Raw genomic sequence first — 20314 nt, 5'->3', positions numbered from 1 at the left:
GCGGATCGCCGTACGAGTTCATTCGGTCACACCTACCGGTCGCGGTGGCGCGCCAGAGAAGCCCTGGAGGGACTTCGGAGGCGATGCCACGGGCGGACGATTCTGGGCTGCATCTCCGCAGCCGCCATGTCGGATGTCAAAATTGACCGACTGCGGCGCTGGATGCCCGTATCGGTCAGGATCGTGCCCACGTTAGCGTCGTTGAGACCAATCACTGTCGGCCCTCCCGGCGATGTGACGACGACCCTGTCTCGCGGTGGCGGCCGGAGGCGGACGAGGCGACTGCCCCGCCCTGGTCTAGTTCGTCGGCTTGGAGCGCGTCCTGCCCGAGCACGTACTGCTCGATCAGATGGTTCCACGCGCAGGATTGGCACACCTCCACCACGAACACCTGAAACTCACGCAGCGTCATTGCCAGTGCCGGGAGTTCCGCGACCTTGCGCGCCTGCCCGGCGGACTGCTTGAGCTCATCGCCGTAGATGTAGTGGACCAGTGTGAGGTTGTCGCGCCGGCAGACCGGGCAACGATCGTCGGTCGGCTCGCCGTGGAACCTAGCTGCGTTTTTCAGGTATGGCGAGGCATCACAGACCTCAAGGGTCCCGACCTTGCCGTTATGCACGTCACGCAGCAGCGCTCGCTTCTGAAGCGAGTAGTCGACCACCTGCCGCTGCGTGCGCATGGCGAAGAGAGTACGCGGTCAACACCCGTACGGCGACAGCCATCACACAGCGTGGCGCGACGACTCCACAACCCTCCCCCGCCTTGCGGTACGGCGCAACCCGATCTACGGTGACGATGTATCGAGCCGATACATCGTGTGAGACAGGTGAGGGGGTGGGCACGTTGCTGGAACTTGCGATCCTCGGCCTGCTCCAGGAATCCTCGATGCACGGTTATGAGCTGCGCAAGGAGCTCGCCACCAAGCTCGGCACGATCCGCGCGGCGATCAGCTACGGCACGCTCTACCCGACGCTGAAGCGCCTGCAGACCGCGGGCTGGATCGGCGCGGCAGAGACTCCCGACAGCGAGATCATTCCCCCGTTGACCAGTCGCCGGGGCCGGGTTGTCTACAAAATCACGGCCGAAGGCAAGGAACGGTTCGCCGAGCTGCTCGCCCAGGCGGGCCCGGAGACCTACGACGACGCCGGCTTCGGCGTGCACTTCGCCTTCTTCTCCCGGACCGACCGGGCGACGCGGCTGCGGATCCTCGAGGGTCGCCGCCGCCGGATCGAGGAACGCCGGGAAGGCCTGCGCGACGTCCTCGCGCGCGCCTCCGACCGCCTCGACGCCTACACCCTCGAGCTACAACGCCACGGACTTGATGCGTGTGAGCGCGAGGTCCGCTGGCTGGAGGAGCTCATCACAAACGAGCGCTCCGGCCGCTCCCCAGCAGGGGAGACACCCCCCGAAGACCCGCGTCCGCATCAGGACCGGCCGTGATGAACAAGGAGGCAAACGCGATGGGCTCCGTCCGCGTCGCCATTGTCGGTGTGGGTAACTGCGCCTCGTCCCTCGTGCAGGGCGTGGAGTACTACCGCGAAGCCGACCCCAACGACCGCGTCCCGGGTCTCATGCACGTGACCTTCGGCGACTACCACGTATCCGACGTGAAGTTCGTCGCGGCGTTCGATGTGGACGCCAAGAAGGTCGGCATGGACCTGGCCGAGGCGATCGTCGCCAGCGAGAACAACACGATCACGCTGACCGACGTCGCGCCCACCGGCGTGACCGTTCAGCGTGGGCCGACCTTCGACGGTCTCGGCACGTTCTACCGCGAGATCATCGAAGAGTCGTCCGCCGAGCCGGTGGACGTCGTGCAGGCGCTGCGCGACGCCGAGGTCGACGTCGTCGTGTCCTACCTGCCGGTGGGCTCCGAGGAGGCCGACAAGTTCTACGCGCAGGCCGCGATCGACGCCGGTTGCGCGTTCGTCAACGCCCTGCCGGTCTTCATCGCCTCGGACCCGGTCTGGGCGCAGAAGTTCACCGACGCCGGCCTGCCGATCGTCGGCGACGACATCAAGAGCCAGGTCGGTGCCACGATCGTGCACCGCGCCCTGGCGAAGCTGTTCGAGGACCGCGGCGTCGAGTTGCTGCGCACGTACCAGCTGAACTTCGGCGGCAACATGGACTTCATGAACATGCTGGAGCGCAAGCGGCTGGTCTCGAAGAAGATCTCCAAGACCCAGTCGGTGACGTCGCAGATCCCGCACGAGATGTCCAAGAGCGACGTGCACATCGGCCCGTCGGACCACGTGCCGTGGCTGGACGACCGCAAGTGGGCCTACATCCGGCTCGAGGGCCGCAGCTTCGGCGACACCCCGCTGAACGCGGAGCTCAAGCTCGAGGTGTGGGACTCGCCGAACTCGGCCGGCGTCATCATCGACGCGGTCCGCGCGGCGAAGATCGCCAAGGACCGCGGCATCGGCGGCCCGATCCTCTCGGCGAGCTCGTACTTCATGAAGTCGCCGCCGGTGCAGTACAACGACCACGACGCGAAGAACGCGGTCGAGGCGTTCATCAAGGGTGACATCGAGCGCTGACCCACGGCGCGCGGAAAGTCGTAGTAAGCAGTGCAGGCCGGACCGCCATGGCGGTCCGGCCTGCGCCGTTCGCCGGTCGGCTCGGCGCGGGGTGTCAGCCCCAGGCGCGTTCCAGGGCCACCCTGGCCTCCAGCTCGAGCAACTGCCGCTTGCGGGGCAGGCCGCCGCCGAAGCCGACCAGCTTGCCGCCGGCGCCGACCACCCGGTGGCACGGAACGATCACCGGAACCGGGTTGTGGTTGCACGCCGTCCCGACGGCACGGGCCGCCCCCGGCTCACCCAGTGCGGTGGCGATCGCCCCATACGTCAGCATCTCGCCATAGGGAATCCTGGCGATCTCGCCCCACACAGCGCACTCGAAATCGGACCCACCGCGCAGCTCGACCGGGACCGTGAAGTCCGTCAGCGCGCCGGTGAAGTAGGCCTCCAGCTGCTCGACGGCCGGATGGGTTCCCGGATCACCGTAGGTCGCGCCGAACCGCACACCCACCACGGTGTCGCCGTCGAGCTTGACGCCGAGCGGGCCGATCGGGGATTCCATCAGCAACTGCATGACACCCATTGTGTCCCGCGGGTATGACGCTTCAGGAGATGTGGCCGTGCTCCCGCGCCCAGCGCCACAGCTCGGCCTCGGCCTCGTCGCGGTCCAGCGGACCGCGGTCCAGGCGCAGCTCCTTGAGGAAGCGCCAGGCCTGGCCGACGATCGGGCCGGGCGGCACGCCCAGCAACTCCATGATCGCGTTGCCGTCCAGGTCGGGCCGGACCCGCGCCAGGTCCTCCTCCGCCTCGATCCGGCTGATCCGCTCCTCGAGCGCGTCGTAGTCGGCCGACAGCGCCGCCGCCTTGCGCTTGTTGCGCGTCGTGCAGTCGGAGCGGGTCAGTTTGTGCAGGCGGGGCAGCAGCTCACCGGCGTCGGTGACGTAGCGGCGCACCGCCGAGTCGGTCCACTCGCCGCGGCCGTAGCCGTAGAAGCGCAGGTGCAGCGCGACCAGCTCCACCACCTCGGACGTGACGTCCTTGGGGAACCTCATGGCCTTCATCCGCTGCCGGGTGAGCCGGGCGCCGACCACCTCGTGGTGGTGGAAGCTGACCCGCCCGTCGCGGCCGACCGCCTTGGTCGCCGGCTTGCCGATGTCGTGCATGAGCGCGGCCATCCGCAGCACGAAGTCCGGGCCGGCGTCGCCCTCCAGCCGGATCGCGTTGGAGACCACGATCAGCGTGTGCTCGTAGACGTCCTTGTGCTGGGCGTGCTCGTCGATCTCCAGCTTGAGCCCGGAGATCTCCGGGATGAACCGGTCGGCCAGCCCGGTGTCGACCAGCAGCCGCAGCCCGGCGATCGGATCCGCCCCGCTGAGCAGCTTGGTGAACTCGTCGCGGATCCGCTCGGCGGTGATCCGGTCGAGGTCGGCGGCCATCTCGGTCATCGCCTCGACGACCGGCTTGTCCACAGTGAAGCGCAGCTTGGCGGCGAAGCGCGCCGCCCGCAGCATGCGCAGCGGGTCGTCGCCGAAGGAGAGCGCCGGCGAGTCCGGCGTCCGGATGAGCCCGGCGGCCAGGTCGTCCAGGCCGCCGAACGGGTCCGTGAAGTCGTGGCCGGGGAGGCTGACCGCCATGGCGTTGATCGTGAAGTCCCGGCGGCGCAGGTCGTCCAGCAGGTTGTCGCCGTACTGAACGACAGGGTTGCGGGTCACCCCGTCGTAGGCCTCGGCCCGGAAGGTGGTGATCTCGATCCGCAGGCCGTTCTTCTGGATCCCGATCGTGCCGAACTCCCGGCCGGTCTCCCAGACCCCGTCGGCCCAGCCCTTGACCAGCGCGAGCGTCTGCTCCGGCCGGGCGTCGGTGCAGAAGTCGAGGTCGTCGCCGAGCCGTCCGAGCAGAGCGTCCCGCACCGATCCGCCGACGAGGTGCAACTCATGGCCGGCGGCGCCGAAACGGCGCCCCAGCTCGTCGGCGACGGGGGAGACCCGTAGCAACTCCGCGACAGCGTTGCGTTGGGCTTTATTCAACTCAGACATGGGACGACCAGGGTATCGGTCGTGGCGGTCCGCGAACGCAGCGGGCAGGATGGTCGACGTGCCCGTTTCCGAGGCGCTGCATCGCCTCAGCGAGGATCCGCGGTTCTGGTCCTCGCTGTTCGTGAACGACGGCGCGTACATCGACCCCGACCCGGCCGAGGTGCGGGTCAGCCTGCCGGTGACCGGCGGCTACGGCCTCGTGCTCGACCTCGACCTGGTCACCGGCGAGCAGACCCTCGGGTTGCGCGAGCCGTCGAGCAGCGAGCCGGTTCAGCTCGGCTGGGCGGCACCGGGCCGCCCGCACCCGGCCGCGCTGCGCTGGCACGAGCTCGAGCTCTGCGCCCGGGTGATCGCCCTCGAGGACCCGACACTGCCGCATCCGGGCCTGGTCGTGGCGCTGTTGTCGCCGTTCGCGCCGGCCACTCCCGACGACGACGCCGACGCGGTCGCGGCGGTGCGCGAGGCGGCGTACCGGTCGCTGCGCCGCGAGGTGCCGCCGGCCGCGTCCGGCGGTCCGGAGCAGGCGCCGCTGCCGCTCTTCGCGGCCGACGACTGGTGGCCGCGGCCGCCGGCGCCGTCGCCCCAGGTGATCGACGAGGCCGCGATCGCGGCCTATACCGTCCCGGCGCCCGTGCGGCTCGAGGTCCGCGGCGGCTCCCGCTTCCCGCGCGAGGGCCTGGCCGAGCTCGTACGGCAGGCAGCACAGCGACTGTCCCGGCTCCCCGAGGAGCACTGGTACGCGCAGGTGCGCCCGCTGGCGCGGCAGATGGCGGACACCGGCGACCTGCGCCCGGTCAAAGATCTCCTCGGCGTGCTGACCGAGGCGGGCTGCGACCACCCGACAGTGCTGGACGCGCTGAGCGAGCCGATCGTGCCCGTCGAGGCGTGCTGGATGGTGGAGACGCTGGCCGGCGCGGTCCCCGGCAGTCTGCTGCGCCGATGTGCGGACTCCGGCCCGGGCAGGCCATCATGATCCACCGGACGCAGCCCCGGGCACGGCCTGGCTAGGGTGGCGTCTGTATCCGTACCCCCGTGGAGGTCTTGGTGAACGGCGGCCTGTACCGCAGCACGCACGCCGCGGGCGGCGGTGATCCGGAGCGGTCCGACGGCGCGATCCTGATCTCCGTCGACGACACCCCCGGCACGACCGCGGCCGGCGACCAGGCGTTGCCGCCGGAGGACGTCCCGCCCGCCGGCGGCGGCACCGAGGGCGGCAGCACCGCGGGCAACAGCGCGATCATGGCGGCCGGCAGCATGGTCAGCCGGCTGATCGGCTTCGTCCGCAACATGTTGATCGGCATGACGCTGGGCGCCGGCATCGGTGACGCCTACACCAGCGCACAATTCCTGCCGGGTCAGATCTACGAGCTGCTGCTCGGCGGCATCCTCTCCAGCGTGCTGATCCCGCTGCTGGTCCGGCGGCGCAAGGCCGACCCGGACGGCGGCCAGCTCTTCACCCAGCGGCTGCTCACCTTCGCCGTGGTGATGCTGGGCACAGCGACGCTGCTGGTCGTCGCGGCCGCGCCGCTGATCACCATGATCCAGGCGAGCAAGAACACGTCGCCCGCCTATCAGGACCTGGTCACGTCGTTCGCCTACCTGATCCTGCCGATCATCTTCTTCACCGGCCTGTCCGCGATGATCGCCGCGGTGCTCAACGTGCGCGGGCACTTCGCCGCGCCGATGTGGGCGCCGATCCTGAACAACCTCGTGGTGATCGCCACCTGCGGAGTCTTCATCCTGGTCTTCGGGACCGCGGAGGGTTTCCGCCCGGAGGACATGACGCCCGGGCGGATCATCCTGATCGCCGGCGGCACGCTGCTCGGCATGGTCGCGCAGGCCGTGGGGCTGTTCCCCGCGCTGCGCCGGGTCGGCTTCGCCTGGAAGTGGAGCTGGGCGCCGCGCTCGCTCGGCCTGGGCGAGGTGGGCCGGCTCGCCGGCTGGATGCTCTGTTACGTCGGCGCCAACCAGCTGGCGGTCTTCGTGGTGGTCCGGGTGCTCAACGGCGTCTCGGGCGGCAACAACGCCAGCGTGCTCGCGTTCAACAATGTCTACCTGCTGACGATGATGGCGCACGGCATCATCGGCGTCTCGGTGATGACCGCGCTGCTGCCCAAGATGAGCGCCGCCGCCGCCGAGGGCCGGTACTCCGACGTCAGCGCCGACCTCAGCCGCGGCATCCGGCTGACCACCACGGCCCTCGCCCCGATCGCCGTCGCGTACGGCGTGCTCGGCGTGCCGATCGCGGTCTCGCTCTTCCAGGGCGGCGCCTTCACCGACCAGGACGCGTTCGCCACCGGCACAGTACTGATGGTCGCGGCCCTGGCCGTGATCCCGCTCTCGATCAGCTACCTGTGCACCTATGCCTTCTATGCGCTGCAGGGCAACAAGACGGTCGCACTGATCAATATCCCGGTGGTCCTGCTGCGCATCGCCGGCTACGTCATCCTCGCCGAGCTGCTCTCCGACTCGCTCGCCGCGGCCGGCATGACCGCCGCCAACGCGGTCTCCTACCTGCTCTCGGCACTGATCTCGCTCGCCGTCCTGCGCCGCCGGATCGGCCGGCTCAACCTCGGCTCGGTCGCGAAGTCGCTGCTGAAGGTGCTGGTGGCCGCGGTGGTCGCGACCGGCGCGGGGCTGCTCGTCGTCCATCTGCTGCCGGGTGGTGACACTCCCGGGCGATTGACAGCGGCATTGCAGGTCGTCGTCGGCGGTGGCGTGATCATGGTGGTATATCTCATGACTGCGGCGCTGCTGCGGGTTCACGAGGTCAGTCAGGTAATCGGAATGGTGCGGCGCAAACTCGGCCGCTAGCCCTTGTGGAAAACCTGTGGATAATTCTCTGATCAGGTATTTTTCGGTCACCATGCGGCGGAATCGGTCCTGGCGGGCGGCCCCGGACGGGTGCCGCGCCGGGGGATGACCTGTAGGCCGCTGGCCCGGGCCGGGTAAGGTCGTGAACGACATGTGCGGACCCACCGAGGGAGGACGGGTGACCCAGGTCGGCGAAGGCCACGAGACTGCGGCCGATGAGCCCGGACCGGTCATGACCTTCGGTGCCCCCACCGTCGGTGAGATCCTGGCCGAGCGATACCAGCTCGAGGAACACGTCAACAACGACAGCGCGGGCCGGCAGGTCTGGCGCGGCATCGACGTGATCCTGCGGAGGCCGGTTGCCGTGGTGCTGCGGCACCCCGGCGGCGACTCCGCGACCGAGATGCTTCAGGCGGCGGTCGACGCGAGCCGAGTCATCCACCCCAACCTGGTCGGCGTCTACGACGCGATCGACGAGGGCGCCCGGGCCTATGTCGTCCGGGAGTGGGTCGACGGCGAGGCGTTGCGCGAGCTCGTCGCGCAGGAGGGTCCGCTCGATCCGGCGCGGGCCACGTCCATCGCGCACTCCATCGCCGACGCGCTGGCCGCGGTGCACGCCACCGGCATGGTCCACGGCAACGTCCACCCCGGCACCACGCTGATCGGCGACGACGGCCGCGTCGTGCTCGCCGACGCGCGGGCCGACTCCGCCGACAGCATCGAGAGCGACGTCCGCTCCGTCGGCGGCATCCTCTACTTCGCGCTGACCGGCCACTGGCCGCACACCGAGATCGGCCGCTCCCGGCTGCCCGACGCCATGCGCGACGCCAACGGCGCGCTCACGACGCCCCGGCAGATCCGCGCCGGCGTCCCGGCCTATCTCGACGACCTGACGATGGACCTGCTCGACAAGCGCGTGGTGGCCCCCGAGGCCGACGCGCTCGCCGCCGAGCTGGCCCGCCTGGACTCCGCCGACGACGACTACGAGGATGCCGGGCCGCTGCGGTTCGCCCAGGGCACCCTGTCCGAGCCGGTGCGCAGCACCCGCAAAATCATGATCGGTGTCGGCGCGCTCGCCGTCATCGCCGTGATCGGCCTCATCTTCGGCATCACCGCGATCAGCGACTCGGGCAACGACAGGAAGCCGCCGACCACCCAGGCCGGTGCCCAGCCGAAGGAGGAGCCGGCCGACACCGACGGCACCACCGAGGCCCCCGCCGCGGCGCCGACGAAGATCCCGCTGAACGCCGGCATGGTCCGCATCGTCGACCCGCCGGACGGCGACCGCACCGACGAGGGCGAGGCCGCGTTCACCGTCGACGACGACAAGGACACGGCCTGGAAGACCTCGGGCTTCCGCGAGGCGAAGTTCTACAACAAGCCCGGCATGGGCCTGTTGATCAATCTCGGCACCCCGCGGACGGTCACCGACGTCCGGGTCGAGACGTCGGCACCCGGCGTCGCGATGGACATCCGGACCGGCACCACCGACCCGGGTAACAACTCGAACGGCGACGATCAGATCGTCAAGACCTACAAGAAGCTGGGCGACGGCGACACCGAGAAGACGGACGGCACCAACTCGATCTTCCCGGTCTTCGAAGAGAACCAGAAATACCAGTACATCCTGGTTTTCATCACCGAGTTGCCGCGCGACTCCGACGGCAAGTACCGCGCCGAGATCAACAAGGTCGAGGTCTACGGCAACTGACGGTGCGCGCCCCGCGGCCTGTCGCGTCCCTCGGCTAGATTGCTGGCGTGACCAACGGCGACGCGCGACCCGACGCGACCGGCCCGGCCGACAGGCCGGAGCCGTCCGACGTCGAGCTGTTGCGCGCCCACGTCGACGGTGACCCGCAGGCGTTCAACGATCTCGTCCGCCGGCACCGCGACCGCCTCTGGGCGGTGGCCCTGCGCACGATCGGCGACCGCGAGGAGGCGGCCGACGCGGTCCAGGACGCGCTGCTGTCGGCGCACCGCGGCGCGGCCCGGTTCCGCGGCGACTCGGCCGTCACGACGTGGCTGCACCGCATCGTGGTGAACGCCTGTTTGGACCGCATCCGCCGGCGCCAGGCCCACCCCACGGTCCCGCTGCCCGACGGCCGGCACGCCGACGACGGCGGCGCGGGCGGGCCGGAGCCGGCCGCCCCGGTTCACGACCATGACACGGCCCTGGTCGTGCGCGCGGCCCTGGCGGCGCTGCCGGTGGAGCAGCGCGCGGCGCTGGTGCTCGTGGACGTGCAGGGCTACCCGGTGATCGAGGCGGCCGAGATCCTCGGAGTGGCCGAGGGCACGATCAAGAGCCGCTGCGCCCGCGGCCGCGCCCGCATGGCCCTGAAGCTGGGCCACCTGCGGACCGGCTCCGACGAGCCGCCGGGCGCGGGAGACGGTGGTCACGCCGGGAACCGGGCGGCCACCGCGCGCGTCCCATCCGGGTCGGGAGCGGCAGCGCAGCACCCGTCCGCGCCTGACAGAGGGGACCAGCAGTGACCGGGGCAGAGTTCAGCGGGGTCGACGTCGACCTGCTGGCCGACTATGTCGGCGGCGCGCTGGACGGAACCCCCGATGAGGCCGTGGTCGCCGCCCTGATCGCGGACGACCCGGCCTGGCGCGACGCGCACGCCCTGCTCGACGGCGGCGTCGCGACCGTCACCGCCGGGCTTCGGGCGCTCGGCGCGGCGCCCGAGTCGATGCCCGCCGACATCGTCGCCCGGCTCGACGCCGCCCTCTCGGAGGCCTCGGCGGCACCGGACTCCCCGCTGGAAACCCCCGCGGACGTCATCCCGATCGGCGAGGCTCGCGGGCGCTCTCCCGGTCGTGCGCCTGCCGCCGCGACGCCGATGCGGCCGGGTGGCGACGGCACCGCGCCCGAGGTGCGCCCGGTCGGCGTACCGTCCGATGCCCGTCGCAGTTGGACACGCCGCCTGCGGGTGGCCGCGCCGATCGGAGTCGCCGCCGGGGTGCTGGCATTCCTCGGTTTCAGCGTTCAGCAGTTCGGCGGGGCGGCGGACTCGGAGACCTCGTCCGCCGGAATCGCGGCGGACCAGGCGCCGCGATCGGCGCCCGACCTGGAGCTGGCCCTGCCCGACGGGTCGGCGCCGATCACGGACTCCGGCATCGACTACAGCCGGGCGACGCTCAGCCAGGCGGGCGCGCGCGCGATGGCCGCGCCGATCGTCCCCGACAAAAAGAACGGCAGCTCTCGCAACAGCCTCGGTGCGACATCCGCCAAGACCGCTGACGAGCTGAACGGGCTGCGGGTCCACGAGGCACTGCTCGCCTGCATCGACGCCATCGCCGGCGAGAGCGGCCTCGCACCGATCACCGCGCAGTCGGTCGAGTTCGCGCGCTACGACGGCGCACCCGCCGTGGCGGTCCAGTTCACCGCGCCGGGCGGCAGCTGGGTGTGGGCGGTGGGTCCCCGCTGCGGCACGCCCGGAGTCGGCGCCGACAAGCTCGCTTCCGTGCAGGTAGGCTGAGCGGATGCCGTCCCGCTCGACGTGAGGTCGGCCACCTATGCCCTCCCACACATGCCATGACGCGTGGGAATGCGCCCTCATACGATGACGTTCCTGTACGCGATGTCGCCGTTGGGTCGGCGAAACCAGACTGAGGAGTCGGCAGTGGACGAGGTCCGAAACCTGATCATCATCGGCTCGGGACCGTCCGGCTACACCGCGGCGCTCTACGCGGCCCGGGCGAACCTCAAGCCGCTGGTCATCGAGGGTGTGCAGTCCGGTGGTGCCCTGATGACCACCACCGAGGTCGAAAACTTCCCGGGTCACCCGGACGGCATCATGGGCCCCGAGCTCATGGACAACATGCGCAAGCAGGCCGAGCGTTTCGGCGCCGAGTTCATCACCGACGACGCGACCCGCGTCGAGTTGGCCGGCAAGGTCACCGAGACCGGCACCGAGGCCCTGAAGACCGTGTGGGTCGGCAACACCGAATACTTCGCCCGTGCCGTCATCCTCTCCACCGGCTCCGCGTGGCGCCCCCTCGGCGTGCCCGGCGAGCAGGAGCTGCTCGGCCACGGCGTCTCGTCCTGTGCCACCTGTGACGGCTTCTTCTTCCGCAACCAGCACATCATCGTGGTGGGCGGCGGCGACTCCGCGATGGAGGAGGCCACCTTCCTCACCCGCTTCGCCGAGACCGTGACGATCGTGCACCGCCGCGATTCGTTCCGGGCCAGCAAGGTGATGGCGCAGCGCGCGCTGCACAACCCGAAGATCAAGGTCGAGTGGAACAGCCTGGTCGAGGAGATCCTCGGCGACGACGGCAAGGTCTCCGGCGCGCGGATCCGCAACGTGCACACCGGCGAGACCAAGGTCCTCGACGTCACCGGCGTCTTCGTCGCCATCGGACACGACCCGCGCAGCGAGCTGTTCAAGGGTCAGATCGAGCTCGACGACGAGGGCTACGTGAAGGTCGAGCACCCGAGCACCCGCACCAACCTCACCGGCGTCTTCGCCGCCGGCGACCTCGTCGACCACACGTACCGCCAGGCCATCACCGCCTCCGGCACGGGTTGTGCCGCCGCGCTCGACGCGGAACGCTTCATCGCCTCGTTCGTAGAGCTGTAAATCAGGAGGATTTTCGTGGGAGCAACCAAGGCGGTCACCGACGCCACCTTCGTCACCGAGGTGCTGCAGTCCGACAAGCCGGTGTTGGTGGACTTCTGGGCCGAGTGGTGCGCGCCTTGCAAGAAGGTCGACCCGCTGCTCGCCGAGATCGCCACCGAAATGGGCGATAAGGTGCAAATCGTCAAGGTCAACATCGACGAGAACCCGGAGACCGCCCGCGCCTACCGGGTGATGTCCGTGCCGACGCTGACCATGTTCAAGGGCGGCGAGGCGGTCAACTCCGTCGCCGGCGCCAAGCCCAAGGGCGCCCTGGTGAACTTCATCGAGTCGGCGCTCTGAGCTGAGCCTGCGCCCCGCATCCGGCCGGATGCGGGGCGCTGCTCATCAGCGTGATGCCGGGTCGCCTTGACGGTGACTCCACGCACCGGGCGTTCCTCGGCGCCCGGCCGCGCCGGGCCTCGAGGAGTACGCTCCGGAGGTTGCCTTCTGCACTTCCCCTCAGTCGTTAGGGAGCCGCCCGTGCGTTCGATCCGACGTGGAGACACCGGACCGGCCGTGGAGGAGATTCAGTCGATCCTGGTGGGCCTGGAGATACTTCCGGCGGTCGGCGAGGCCTTCGACGAAGCCACCGAGAACGCCGTCCGCGCCTTCCAGCAGAGCCGCGGCATCGGCGTCGACGGCATGGTCGGCTCGGAGACCTGGCAGGCCCTCGACGGCGCGCGGTGGAAGCTCGGCGCTCGCACGCTCTACCACTCGGTGCCGACGTCGCTGGTCGGCGAGGACGTCCGGGCGCTGCAGGAGCGGCTCCTCGAGATGGGCTTCGACAGCGGGCGCGCCGACGGCATCTACGGCCCGCGCACCGCGCGGGCGGTGGCACAGTTCCAGCGCGAGGTCGGGCTCACCCCCGACGGCTCCTGCGGCCCGCAGACGATGAAGGGCCTGCGCCGGCTCGGCCGCAAGGTCGTCGGCGGGCGCCCGCAGTGGCTGCGCGAGGCCGAGGCGTTCCGCCAGTCCGGCTCCAGCCTGGTCGGCAAGACGATCGTGATCGACCCGGGCCACGGCGGCGCGGAGGACCTCGGCGTCGTCGTGCCCGACGGGCAGCTGCGCTGGACCGAGGCCGACCTGACGTTCGACATCGCCACCCGGCTCGAGGGCCGGCTGCTCGCCGCCGGCATGCGCGTGCACCTGACCCGCGGCCCGTCGCCGGCCCAGCCGATGACCGGCCAGGAGCGGGCGGCGCTGGCCAACAGCCTCGGCGCCGACCTGCTCATCTCGCTGCACCTGGACGGCCAGGACACGCCGACGGCCGACGGCGTCGCCGGCTACCACTACGGCACCGGCAACGGCGTCACCTCCACCGTCGGTGAACGGCTCGCCAACCTGGTGCAGCGCGAGATCGTGGTGCGCACCGGGATGCGGGACTGCCGCATCCACTCGAAGACGTGGGAGCTGCTGCGCCTGACGCGCATGCCCGCCGTACGGGTGGATCTGGGTTATCTGACGTCGCCCGTCGACCGGGAACGGCTGATCGATCCGGCCTTCCGGGAGCAGATCGTCGAGGCGATCCTCGCGGCGGTGCAGCGGATGTACTTCCCCGTCGAGGCGGACGTGCCGACCGGCTCGATCGACGTGCGGCAGCTGCGGCTGGCGCTCGCCTCGCGCAACGCCTGACCGACCGAAACGGAAACGGTGGCCTCCGGGCCACCGTTTCGTCGTTGTGGGGACCTCGGGATCAGCCCGGGGTCGAGGTCGTCGCGGCGGCCGGGCGGACCGGGCGCAGCAGGGTCTCCGGGCTCATCGAGCCGAGGAGCTTCTCCAGCGCGTACTCGACGTCGGACTTCCACGACAGCGCCGTGCGCAACTCCAGCCGCAGCCGCGGATAGCGCGGGTGCGGGCGTACCGTCTTGAAGCCCACCGAGAGGAAGAAGTCGACAGGCGCGACGCAGCCCACCTCGTCGCCCTCGCCGGCCTCGCCGAACTTGGCGTCGCCGAAAGCCTCGATCGCCTTCACGCCGCGCTTGGTGAGATCACGGGCGACGCCTTGCACCAGCATCCGGCCGAGACCGCCGCCCGCGAACGCCGCCACGATGTGCGCCGTCATCAGCAGCGCCGCGTCGGCCGAGACCGGAGAGGTCGGAAACGCCATCGAACGCGGGACGTAGGCCGGAGGGGCATACATCACGAACCCGGCCGGCATGCCGTCGACGTATGCCAGCTTTCCGCACGACCCCCATTCGAGGAGGGTCTGCGACACCCAGGCTTCCTTCTCCAGGCCGGGATCGCCCGACGCGCACGCGCGCTCGGCCGACACCGGGTCGAGCTCCCAGTAGACGCACTGGCGGCAGGGGCGGGGCAGGTCTTCCAGCGTGTCGAGGGTCAGATTGACGAGGCGTCGCGACATGCGGGACCCCTTGAAGATCGGCGAACTTTCCGGACTCGAAGCACGGTCCTGTTCACATGCTCGTCCGCGCCCCCGGAGGGATACTACGCCGCAATGGGCCTGAACGGGAGCGCATCGGTGCTTATCCACAGGCACGGGCGGGCGCCGGACCCCTAGCATGTACCTCGACGTTACCGACGATCTTTCGAGGTGAAGCCGCATGACCGGCACTACTCAAGACGATTACACCGGACGGTACGCGCGCCGCGTCCGCGGTATGACGACGTCCGAGATCCGGGCCCTCTTCGCCGTCGCCAGCCGGCCCGAGGTGGTGTCGCTCGCCGGCGGATCGCCGTACATCGCGGCGTTGCCGCTCGACGCCGTCGGCGACATGATGGGCCGGCTCGCGTCCGAACTCGGCACGACCAGCCTCCAGTACGGCATCGGCCAGGGCACCGTCGAGCTGCGCGAGCGCATCTGCGAGGTCATGAGCCTGTCCGGCATCGACGCCTCCGTCGGAGCCTCCCCCGACGACGTGGTCGTGACCGTCGGCGGCCAGCAGGGCCTCGACCTGGTGGCACGGCTGTTCCTGGACCCGGGCGACGTGGTGCTCGCCGAGGGGCCGACCTACGTCGGCGCACTCGGCGTGTTCCAGGCAGCCCAGGCACAGGTACGGCACGTGGCAATGGACGCGGACGGGCTGATCCCGGCGGCACTCGAGGCGGCCGTGATCGCCGCCGCCGGCCGCGCCAAATTCCTCTACACGATCCCGACCTACCAGAACCCGGCCGGCGTCACGCTTACCGACGCCCGCCGCGACGAGATCCTGGACATCTGCGAGCGGCACGGGCTGCTGGTGGTCGAGGACGACCCGTACGGGATGCTCGGCTTCGAGGGCGAGGCGCCACGGCCGCTGCGGGCCCGCAGACGCGAGGGCATCCTCTACGTCAGCACGTTCTCCAAGACCTTCGCACCGGGCCTGCGGGTGGGCTGGATCCTGGCGCCCCATGCCGTACGCGAGAAGCTCGTGATGGCCAGCGAGGCGAACATCCTGTGCCCGAGCGCGTTCGCGCAGGGCGCGGTGACGCAGTACCTGTCGACCATGCCCTGGCGCGAGCAGATCAAGTCCTACCGGGAGATCTACCGCGAACGCCGCGACGCGCTGCTCGAAGGCCTGCGCGACCTGATGCCGGCCGGCACCACCTGGACCCGGCCGAAGGGCGGCCTGTTCGTGTGGGCGACCCTGCCCGAGGGCCTGGACTCGAAGGCGATGATGCCGCGGGCGATCGCGGCCCGCGTCGCCTACGTGCCCGGCACCGGCTTCTACGCCGACGGGACGGGTGCCGGCCACATGCGGCTCAACTTCTCGTTCCCGCCGCCGGAACGGATCCGGGAGGGCGTACGAAGGCTCGCCGGGGTGATGGAGCAGGAGCTGGCGATGCGCGCCGTCTTCGGACCGACCACCGCACACCGCCGGCGCGGGCACGCCGGTGCCGACGCACCCGGCCCCGACTTGGCATGATCACCACCATGGGTACGCCTTCCGATACGCACGTCCTCGTCCTGGCCGGTGGCCTGTCCTACGAACGCGACGTGTCGCTGCGCTCGGGACGGCGGGCGCTCGACGCCCTCCGCTCGGCCGGCCTGTCGACGGAGATCCGCGACGCGGACGTGTCGCTGCTGCCCGCCCTGCAGGCGGACCCGCCGCACGCGGTCGTGATCGCCCTGCACGGCGCGACGGGCGAGGACGGGTCGCTGCGCGCGGTACTCGACCTGTGCGGAATCCCGTACGTGGGTTGCGGGGCGCGCGCCTCCCGGCTCGCCTGGGACAAGCCGTCCGCGAAGGCGATGCTCCGCGAGGCCGGCATCCGGACGCCGGACTGGGTGGCGCTGCCACACGACCGGTTCTCGGAACTCGGCGCGGTCGCCGTACTGGACCGGATCGTGGACCGGCTCGGGCTGCCGCTGATGGTGAAGCCGGCACAGGGCGGCTCCGGCCTGGGCGCGGCGGTGGTGCACGAGGCGGGCGACCTGCCCGCGGCGATGGTGGGCTCCTTCGCGTACGACTCGACGGCGCTGGTTGAGCGGTTCGTACCGGGTACCGATGTCGCGGTTTCGATCGTTGATCTCGGCTCGGGCCCGCAGGCGCTGCCGGCGGTGGAGATAGTCCCGCGGGACGGGGTGTACGACTATGCCGCCCGGTACACGGCCGGGCTGACTACGTGGCACACGCCGGCGCGGCTGTCGCCGGCGGTCGCGGAGGCGGTCGCGGAGGCGGCGTTGGCGGCGCATCGGGCGCTCGGCCTCCGGGATCTTTCGCGGGTCGACCTGATCGTCGACGGGGACGGGCGGCCGCATGTGCTCGGGGTGAATGTTTCCCCGGGGATGACGGAGACGTCCTTGTTGCCGCTGGCGGTGCAGGCGGAGGGGCTCGACTTCGGGAAGATGCTGGCGACGTTGGTCGGGCGGGCGGTCGCGCGGGGGTCGGCTGAGGCTCTCGGCCTCGGATAGCGGTCACGAACCCCGATCCGGTCCGCCGTCGGGACCGCGGTCCCGGAACCCGGTCACGGGTCCCCGTCGCGGGTTGACGTCGCAGGTCCCAGTCGCAGATCCCGGTTGCGGAACCCGGTCACGGATCCCGTCGCGGGTCCCGGTCACGGGTCCCCGTCGCGGGTCCCGTCGCGGATCCGGTCACAGATCCCGGTCGCGGGTCCCCGTCGCGGGTCCCCGTCGCGGAACCCCGGTCACGGAACCCCTGTCGCAGATCCCCGGTCGCGGGTCCCGTCGGGAAACCCGGTCGCAGATCCCGGTCGCAGATCCCGGTCGCAGATCCCGGTCGCAGATCCCGCTCACGGAACCCGGTCGCAGATCGCGGTCACGGATCGCGGTCGCGGAACCCGGTCCCGGTTCCCCGTCGCGGATCGCGGTCGCAGGACCCGGTCGCAGGACCCGGTCACGGATCGCGGTCGCGGAACCCCGGTCACGGAACCCGGTCACGGTCCCCGTCGCGGAACCCGGTCACGGTCCCCGTCGCGGAACCCGGTCACGGTCCCCGTCGCGGAACCCCGGTCACGGTCCCCGTCGCGGAACCCCGGTCACGGATCCCCGTCACCGAGCCGGTCACGGATCCCCGTCACCGAGCCGGTCACGGATCCCCGTCACCGAGCCGGTCACGGATCCCTGTCACCGAGCCGGTCACGGATCCCCGTCACGGAACCTGACCTCGAATCCCGGTCGCGAATCCAGTCGCAGAACCCAGCGTTAGGTCCTGTCGCGGATCCCCGTCGCGGAACGGGCCTCGGATTCAGTCGAAGATCGCGGCCTCGAATCCCCCCTCGGATCCCCCCGTCGGATTCGGGGCTCGGGCTCCGGACTCAGATCGCGGCAGCCGCTTCCCAGCGCGCGATCTTAGGTTCTGGCGGCATATGTATCGCCTGCCGGGTGCGTAGGTCGTCGTTGGCTGTGGCTTGACGAATCGTCGTGTGAGATCGCTGCCGACAATCCATCGCTGCCTTCACCGATGGGCAGCAGCAGCGAATCACCGACAGCCTTTCGCCGCCGAGCCGGGTCGGGCGGCGAGCCGGGTCGGGCGGCGCAGACGGTGGTCGCTACGAGGATGGGATCGGATACGGCCGCCGCCAATCGAAGCGGATGCCATCCGGTCCCGGCCGGCCGTTCCCGGATCAGGTCGCGCCAGACACTGGCCGGCCCGCGGTCCTACGTTCGGCTCAGCGGCTCTCGGGTGCGACGGTCGTCGCACTCCTATCGGCTTGAGGGCGGGAACCCCCAGTTCCCGCTTCGCCGTTGTCGCCTCCGTCGTGCTCGGCACCGACAGCATCCTCGTTCGGCCGGTACTGCGGCGGAATCGCGCCGATCTTCACCGCGCTCGTGACTGTCGCCGCAGCCGACCCGCCGCCCTCTGACCCCGTACGGGATCCGGCTGGGGCGTCGATTTCGGATCCGGCCTGGTTGGAATCCGTCCCAGCCGGCTGACCGGTCGTACCGGAATCGGCGTCCTCGGAGCCCTCCGTGGACGATCCAAGGCTCGCAGAACCGGCGCCCGTCGGACCGTCTTCACCTTCGGAACCGGCATCCACCGACGCCGCTTCGGTGGATCCGGCCTCCACAGGGGCGCGTTGGTCTGTCTCGACGCCCGTGGAGACAGCTCCGATCGGGTCGCTCGCGGAAGCATCCACCGCCGCGTCGATGCCGGCGGGTTCGCGACCGTGGCGTTCGTCGTGGGCGGGGTCGCCGATCTCAAACTCGCTCGTATCCGGTTCCGAGTTCGGGTCGCCCTCGCCCAGCGACGGCGACATCTCGCCGACCTCATTCCGCGAGGCGGCCGCAGCGGCCAGGCCGGTGTAGGCGGTCAGATCCCGTGTCTCCGCGGCGACGTCGGTAACGCCACCGCGGCCCGGACCGCCGATACCGGTACCGCCGGTGTCCGAGGCGTTGGAGGGCGAGCCGGCCCTCGGCAGGTTGGACTCGGGGTCGGCGGGGCCGCTATCGCGCCAAGCGTCGGCAGCGGAGCTCGTGTCTGCCTGCGCCGTTGGCTCGTTGCTGAACGTGGACGGCGACAGCCAGTTGATGTGGGGAGGTTCGGCGATCGCCCGCCCACCGAAGTCAGCAAGCCACGCAGCGACGAGCGCCAGGTTTTCGAGCCACTGCTCCTCGGGGATGACCGGAAGGATGTCGTCCCAGAGCGACAGGAATGTCCCGCGCAGCTGCAGCCGCCCGTAGGGCCGCGCCAGGAACCACAGGTGCATGTGCGCCGAGCCGTCGCCCCAACGATTCACGTGAACTCGGGCCACGCCGTCGAGTGTCCGGATCGCCCGCTCCAGCCGCACGGTCATTACGCCGAGCTCGGCCGCCAGAAGGTTCGGCAGGTCGCCGATGTCGAGGTGTGAACGGCACTCAAGTATGAGGACCATAGGCAGACCCGTGGGCCTGTCCATGCCCCGGACGCGCCATCGCTCACTTACCCAGATGTACGCGTCGTCGGGGGTGTTGCAGGCGACACAGTCGGCGGCGTCCTCGCCGCTTCGCGGGGGCTCCACCTCGACCGGCTCGACAAGCTTCTTGACACGCAACTCACCCTCAAAGGGGAACGAGGGCCAGCGCGTGAAGTCAGGGAGCGAAGGGGTGTTCTCGGGCACGACGCTGACCCTAGCCCAGCCTGCGGGGCACTGTCCCGGGTCAATTTCGAGCGGAGCCGCTGATGCACCCTCAGCCGTTCAGCCAGCCTTCGAAACGTTGATCGTCATCACATTCCGTGGGCGTCACAACACAGCGCACGTTATCCACAGGAGTTATCCACAGGCACGCCAGTTTCACGTGAAACACGACGTAGAACGCGTGCACGCCCTGTGGATACCGCAGTGGAGAACGCCCAGTTCATCGGCGTTGTTTCACGTGAAACGGCAGAGCGGCCGTTCCACACAGCCTGTGCGCACAGCTTGTGGATACTGCCGCCCACCGATCCCGGAAACACGCTTCCGACGCCGCCAGCGCAAGTGAGGACGGCGCGACAACGTCTCGCGCCGGCCTCCTCCACTGCCCTTCCAATGCTCCAGCCCGGCGAACCCCGCGGTTGGCGTTTCACGTGAAACTCCTCCGTCCGTGGAAGAACGATCCGCCGAGCCCAAGCCCTGACCAGACCCTGCACCATCCGATCTAGCCGGGCGATGGCCCATCCCCTCGGGCCGCAAATCGGCATCGCGGATCTCGCCGTCGTCGAGCTCCAGGGTTCAGAATCCACGAGCCAAAGAGCCGGGTGCGCAACAGAGATTCAAGGGGCAGGCGCGCGCTTGGTTCCGGGCCGGCCGATCATGCCGGCTCGGCGAACAGGCCGCTGGAAAGTCAGGTCACCCTCAACGGGCTCCAACGGAATGGCACCTTGAGTTAGGGCTCGGCGGCTCGGCGGCTCGGCGGCTCGGCGGCTCGGCGGCTCGGCGGCTCGGCGGCTCGGCGGCTCGGCGGCTC

16 protein-coding genes and 1 pseudogene are annotated in these 20314 nt (G+C 70.3%); 12 read left to right on the top strand and 5 right to left on the bottom strand.

Annotation, left to right across the window (positions count from 1 at the left end; genetic code table 11):
* Positions 1-211: 211 nt before the first annotated feature.
* Entirely contained in the window at positions 212-679 is a 468-nt protein-coding gene (locus AB0F10_RS05365; RefSeq protein ID WP_360620567.1) for a DUF5318 domain-containing protein, read from the bottom strand.
* A gap of 164 nt (positions 680-843) precedes the next feature.
* Here AB0F10_RS05365 and AB0F10_RS05360 point away from each other — a divergent pair, with 164 nt between their 5' ends.
* Together AB0F10_RS05360 and AB0F10_RS05355 are read left to right on the top strand one after the other, a co-directional pair.
* A complete protein-coding gene (locus tag AB0F10_RS05360) occupies positions 844-1440 on the top strand; it encodes a PadR family transcriptional regulator (protein WP_360620621.1) in 597 nt (198 codons plus the stop codon).
* Between the two features lie 20 nt (positions 1441-1460).
* On the top strand, positions 1461-2540 hold the full coding sequence (locus AB0F10_RS05355; protein ID WP_360620620.1) for an inositol-3-phosphate synthase: 1080 nt from the start codon (positions 1461-1463) through the stop codon (positions 2538-2540).
* 94 nt (positions 2541-2634) lie between these two features.
* Here the strand turns inward: AB0F10_RS05355 and AB0F10_RS05350 are convergent, their stop codons facing one another.
* Positions 2635-3102: a methylated-DNA--[protein]-cysteine S-methyltransferase gene (locus tag AB0F10_RS05350; RefSeq protein WP_360620566.1), complete on the bottom strand. Its 468-nt coding sequence runs from the start codon at positions 3100-3102 to the stop codon at positions 2635-2637.
* A gap of 22 nt (positions 3103-3124) precedes the next feature.
* On the bottom strand, positions 3125-4555 hold the full coding sequence (locus AB0F10_RS05345) for a CCA tRNA nucleotidyltransferase (RefSeq protein WP_360620565.1): 1431 nt from the start codon (positions 4553-4555) through the stop codon (positions 3125-3127).
* Between the two features lie 49 nt (positions 4556-4604).
* On the opposite strand from AB0F10_RS05345, the gene AB0F10_RS05340 reads away from it, so the two are divergent.
* The 8 genes from AB0F10_RS05340 (at position 4605) to AB0F10_RS05305 (ending at position 13623) form a co-directional block, all read left to right on the top strand.
* On the top strand, positions 4605-5528 hold the full coding sequence (locus AB0F10_RS05340) for a hypothetical protein (RefSeq protein ID WP_360620564.1): 924 nt from the start codon (positions 4605-4607) through the stop codon (positions 5526-5528).
* A gap of 71 nt (positions 5529-5599) precedes the next feature.
* On the top strand, positions 5600-7369 hold the full coding sequence (murJ, locus tag AB0F10_RS05335) for a murein biosynthesis integral membrane protein MurJ (RefSeq protein WP_360620619.1): 1770 nt from the start codon (positions 5600-5602) through the stop codon (positions 7367-7369).
* Positions 7370-7520: 151 nt separating this feature from the next.
* The gene (locus AB0F10_RS05330; RefSeq protein WP_360620563.1) at positions 7521-9080 is read left to right on the top strand and encodes a protein kinase family protein; all 1560 of its coding nucleotides are present in this window, start codon (positions 7521-7523) and stop codon (positions 9078-9080) included.
* A gap of 47 nt (positions 9081-9127) precedes the next feature.
* Complete coding sequence (gene sigM / locus AB0F10_RS05325; protein WP_360620562.1) at positions 9128-9859, top strand: RNA polymerase sigma factor SigM; 732 nt, start codon at positions 9128-9130, stop codon at positions 9857-9859.
* Positions 9856-10848 (top strand): hypothetical protein, encoded by a 993-nt coding sequence (locus AB0F10_RS05320; RefSeq protein WP_360620561.1) that lies wholly within the window; start codon positions 9856-9858, stop codon positions 10846-10848. Before sigM ends, AB0F10_RS05320 begins: the two co-directional genes overlap by 4 nt.
* A gap of 144 nt (positions 10849-10992) precedes the next feature.
* Positions 10993-11952: a thioredoxin-disulfide reductase gene (gene trxB, locus AB0F10_RS05315; RefSeq protein WP_360620560.1), complete on the top strand. Its 960-nt coding sequence runs from the start codon at positions 10993-10995 to the stop codon at positions 11950-11952.
* Between the two features lie 15 nt (positions 11953-11967).
* On the top strand, positions 11968-12291 hold the full coding sequence (gene trxA, locus AB0F10_RS05310) for a thioredoxin (protein ID WP_360620559.1): 324 nt from the start codon (positions 11968-11970) through the stop codon (positions 12289-12291).
* 180 nt (positions 12292-12471) lie between these two features.
* A complete protein-coding gene (locus AB0F10_RS05305; RefSeq protein ID WP_360620558.1) occupies positions 12472-13623 on the top strand; it encodes an N-acetylmuramoyl-L-alanine amidase in 1152 nt (383 codons plus the stop codon).
* A gap of 61 nt (positions 13624-13684) precedes the next feature.
* On the opposite strand, the gene AB0F10_RS05300 is transcribed toward AB0F10_RS05305, so the two are convergent.
* Positions 13685-14353 carry a GNAT family N-acetyltransferase gene (locus tag AB0F10_RS05300; RefSeq protein ID WP_360620557.1) on the bottom strand — a complete coding sequence of 223 codons (669 nt, stop codon included), beginning with the start codon at positions 14351-14353 and terminating at the stop codon, positions 13685-13687.
* 199 nt (positions 14354-14552) lie between these two features.
* Here AB0F10_RS05300 and AB0F10_RS05295 point away from each other — a divergent pair, with 199 nt between their 5' ends.
* Together AB0F10_RS05295 and AB0F10_RS05290 are read left to right on the top strand one after the other, a co-directional pair.
* Entirely contained in the window at positions 14553-15854 is a 1302-nt protein-coding gene (locus AB0F10_RS05295; protein WP_360620556.1) for a PLP-dependent aminotransferase family protein, read from the top strand.
* 8 nt (positions 15855-15862) lie between these two features.
* Entirely contained in the window at positions 15863-16843 is a 981-nt protein-coding gene (locus tag AB0F10_RS05290) for a D-alanine--D-alanine ligase (RefSeq protein WP_360620555.1), read from the top strand.
* A gap of 2051 nt (positions 16844-18894) precedes the next feature.
* Here AB0F10_RS05290 and AB0F10_RS05285 read toward each other — a convergent pair.
* Positions 18895-19263: pseudogene (locus AB0F10_RS05285) on the bottom strand (hypothetical protein); the annotation flags it as partial.
* Positions 19264-20314: the final 1051 nt, after the last annotated feature.

It is taken from the genome of Actinoplanes sp. NPDC026623 (assembly GCF_040638275.1).
GTDB lineage: Bacteria > Actinomycetota > Actinomycetes > Mycobacteriales > Micromonosporaceae > Actinoplanes.
The sequence above is the reverse complement of the archived record's forward strand: the minus strand, read 5'-3'. Positions and strand labels throughout refer to the sequence as shown.

Bases quoted from the DNA above. Each gene is read 5' to 3' on its own strand.
- AB0F10_RS05295 (WP_360620556.1), top strand. From the start codon at position 14,553: ATGACCGGCACTACTCAAGACGATTACACCGGACGGTACGCGCGCCGC.
- AB0F10_RS05350 (WP_360620566.1), bottom strand. From the start codon at position 3,102: ATGGGTGTCATGCAGTTGCTGATGGAATCCCCGATCGGCCCGCTCGGC.
- AB0F10_RS05340 (WP_360620564.1), top strand. From the start codon at position 4,605: ATGGTCGACGTGCCCGTTTCCGAGGCGCTGCATCGCCTCAGCGAGGAT.
- AB0F10_RS05290 (WP_360620555.1), top strand. From the start codon at position 15,863: ATGGGTACGCCTTCCGATACGCACGTCCTCGTCCTGGCCGGTGGCCTG.
- AB0F10_RS05300 (WP_360620557.1), bottom strand. From the start codon at position 14,353: ATGTCGCGACGCCTCGTCAATCTGACCCTCGACACGCTGGAAGACCTG.
- AB0F10_RS05355 (WP_360620620.1), top strand. From the start codon at position 1,461: ATGGGCTCCGTCCGCGTCGCCATTGTCGGTGTGGGTAACTGCGCCTCG.
- AB0F10_RS05330 (WP_360620563.1), top strand. From the start codon at position 7,521: ATGTGCGGACCCACCGAGGGAGGACGGGTGACCCAGGTCGGCGAAGGC.
- AB0F10_RS05345 (WP_360620565.1), bottom strand. From the start codon at position 4,555: ATGTCTGAGTTGAATAAAGCCCAACGCAACGCTGTCGCGGAGTTGCTA.
- AB0F10_RS05365 (WP_360620567.1), bottom strand. From the start codon at position 679: ATGCGCACGCAGCGGCAGGTGGTCGACTACTCGCTTCAGAAGCGAGCG.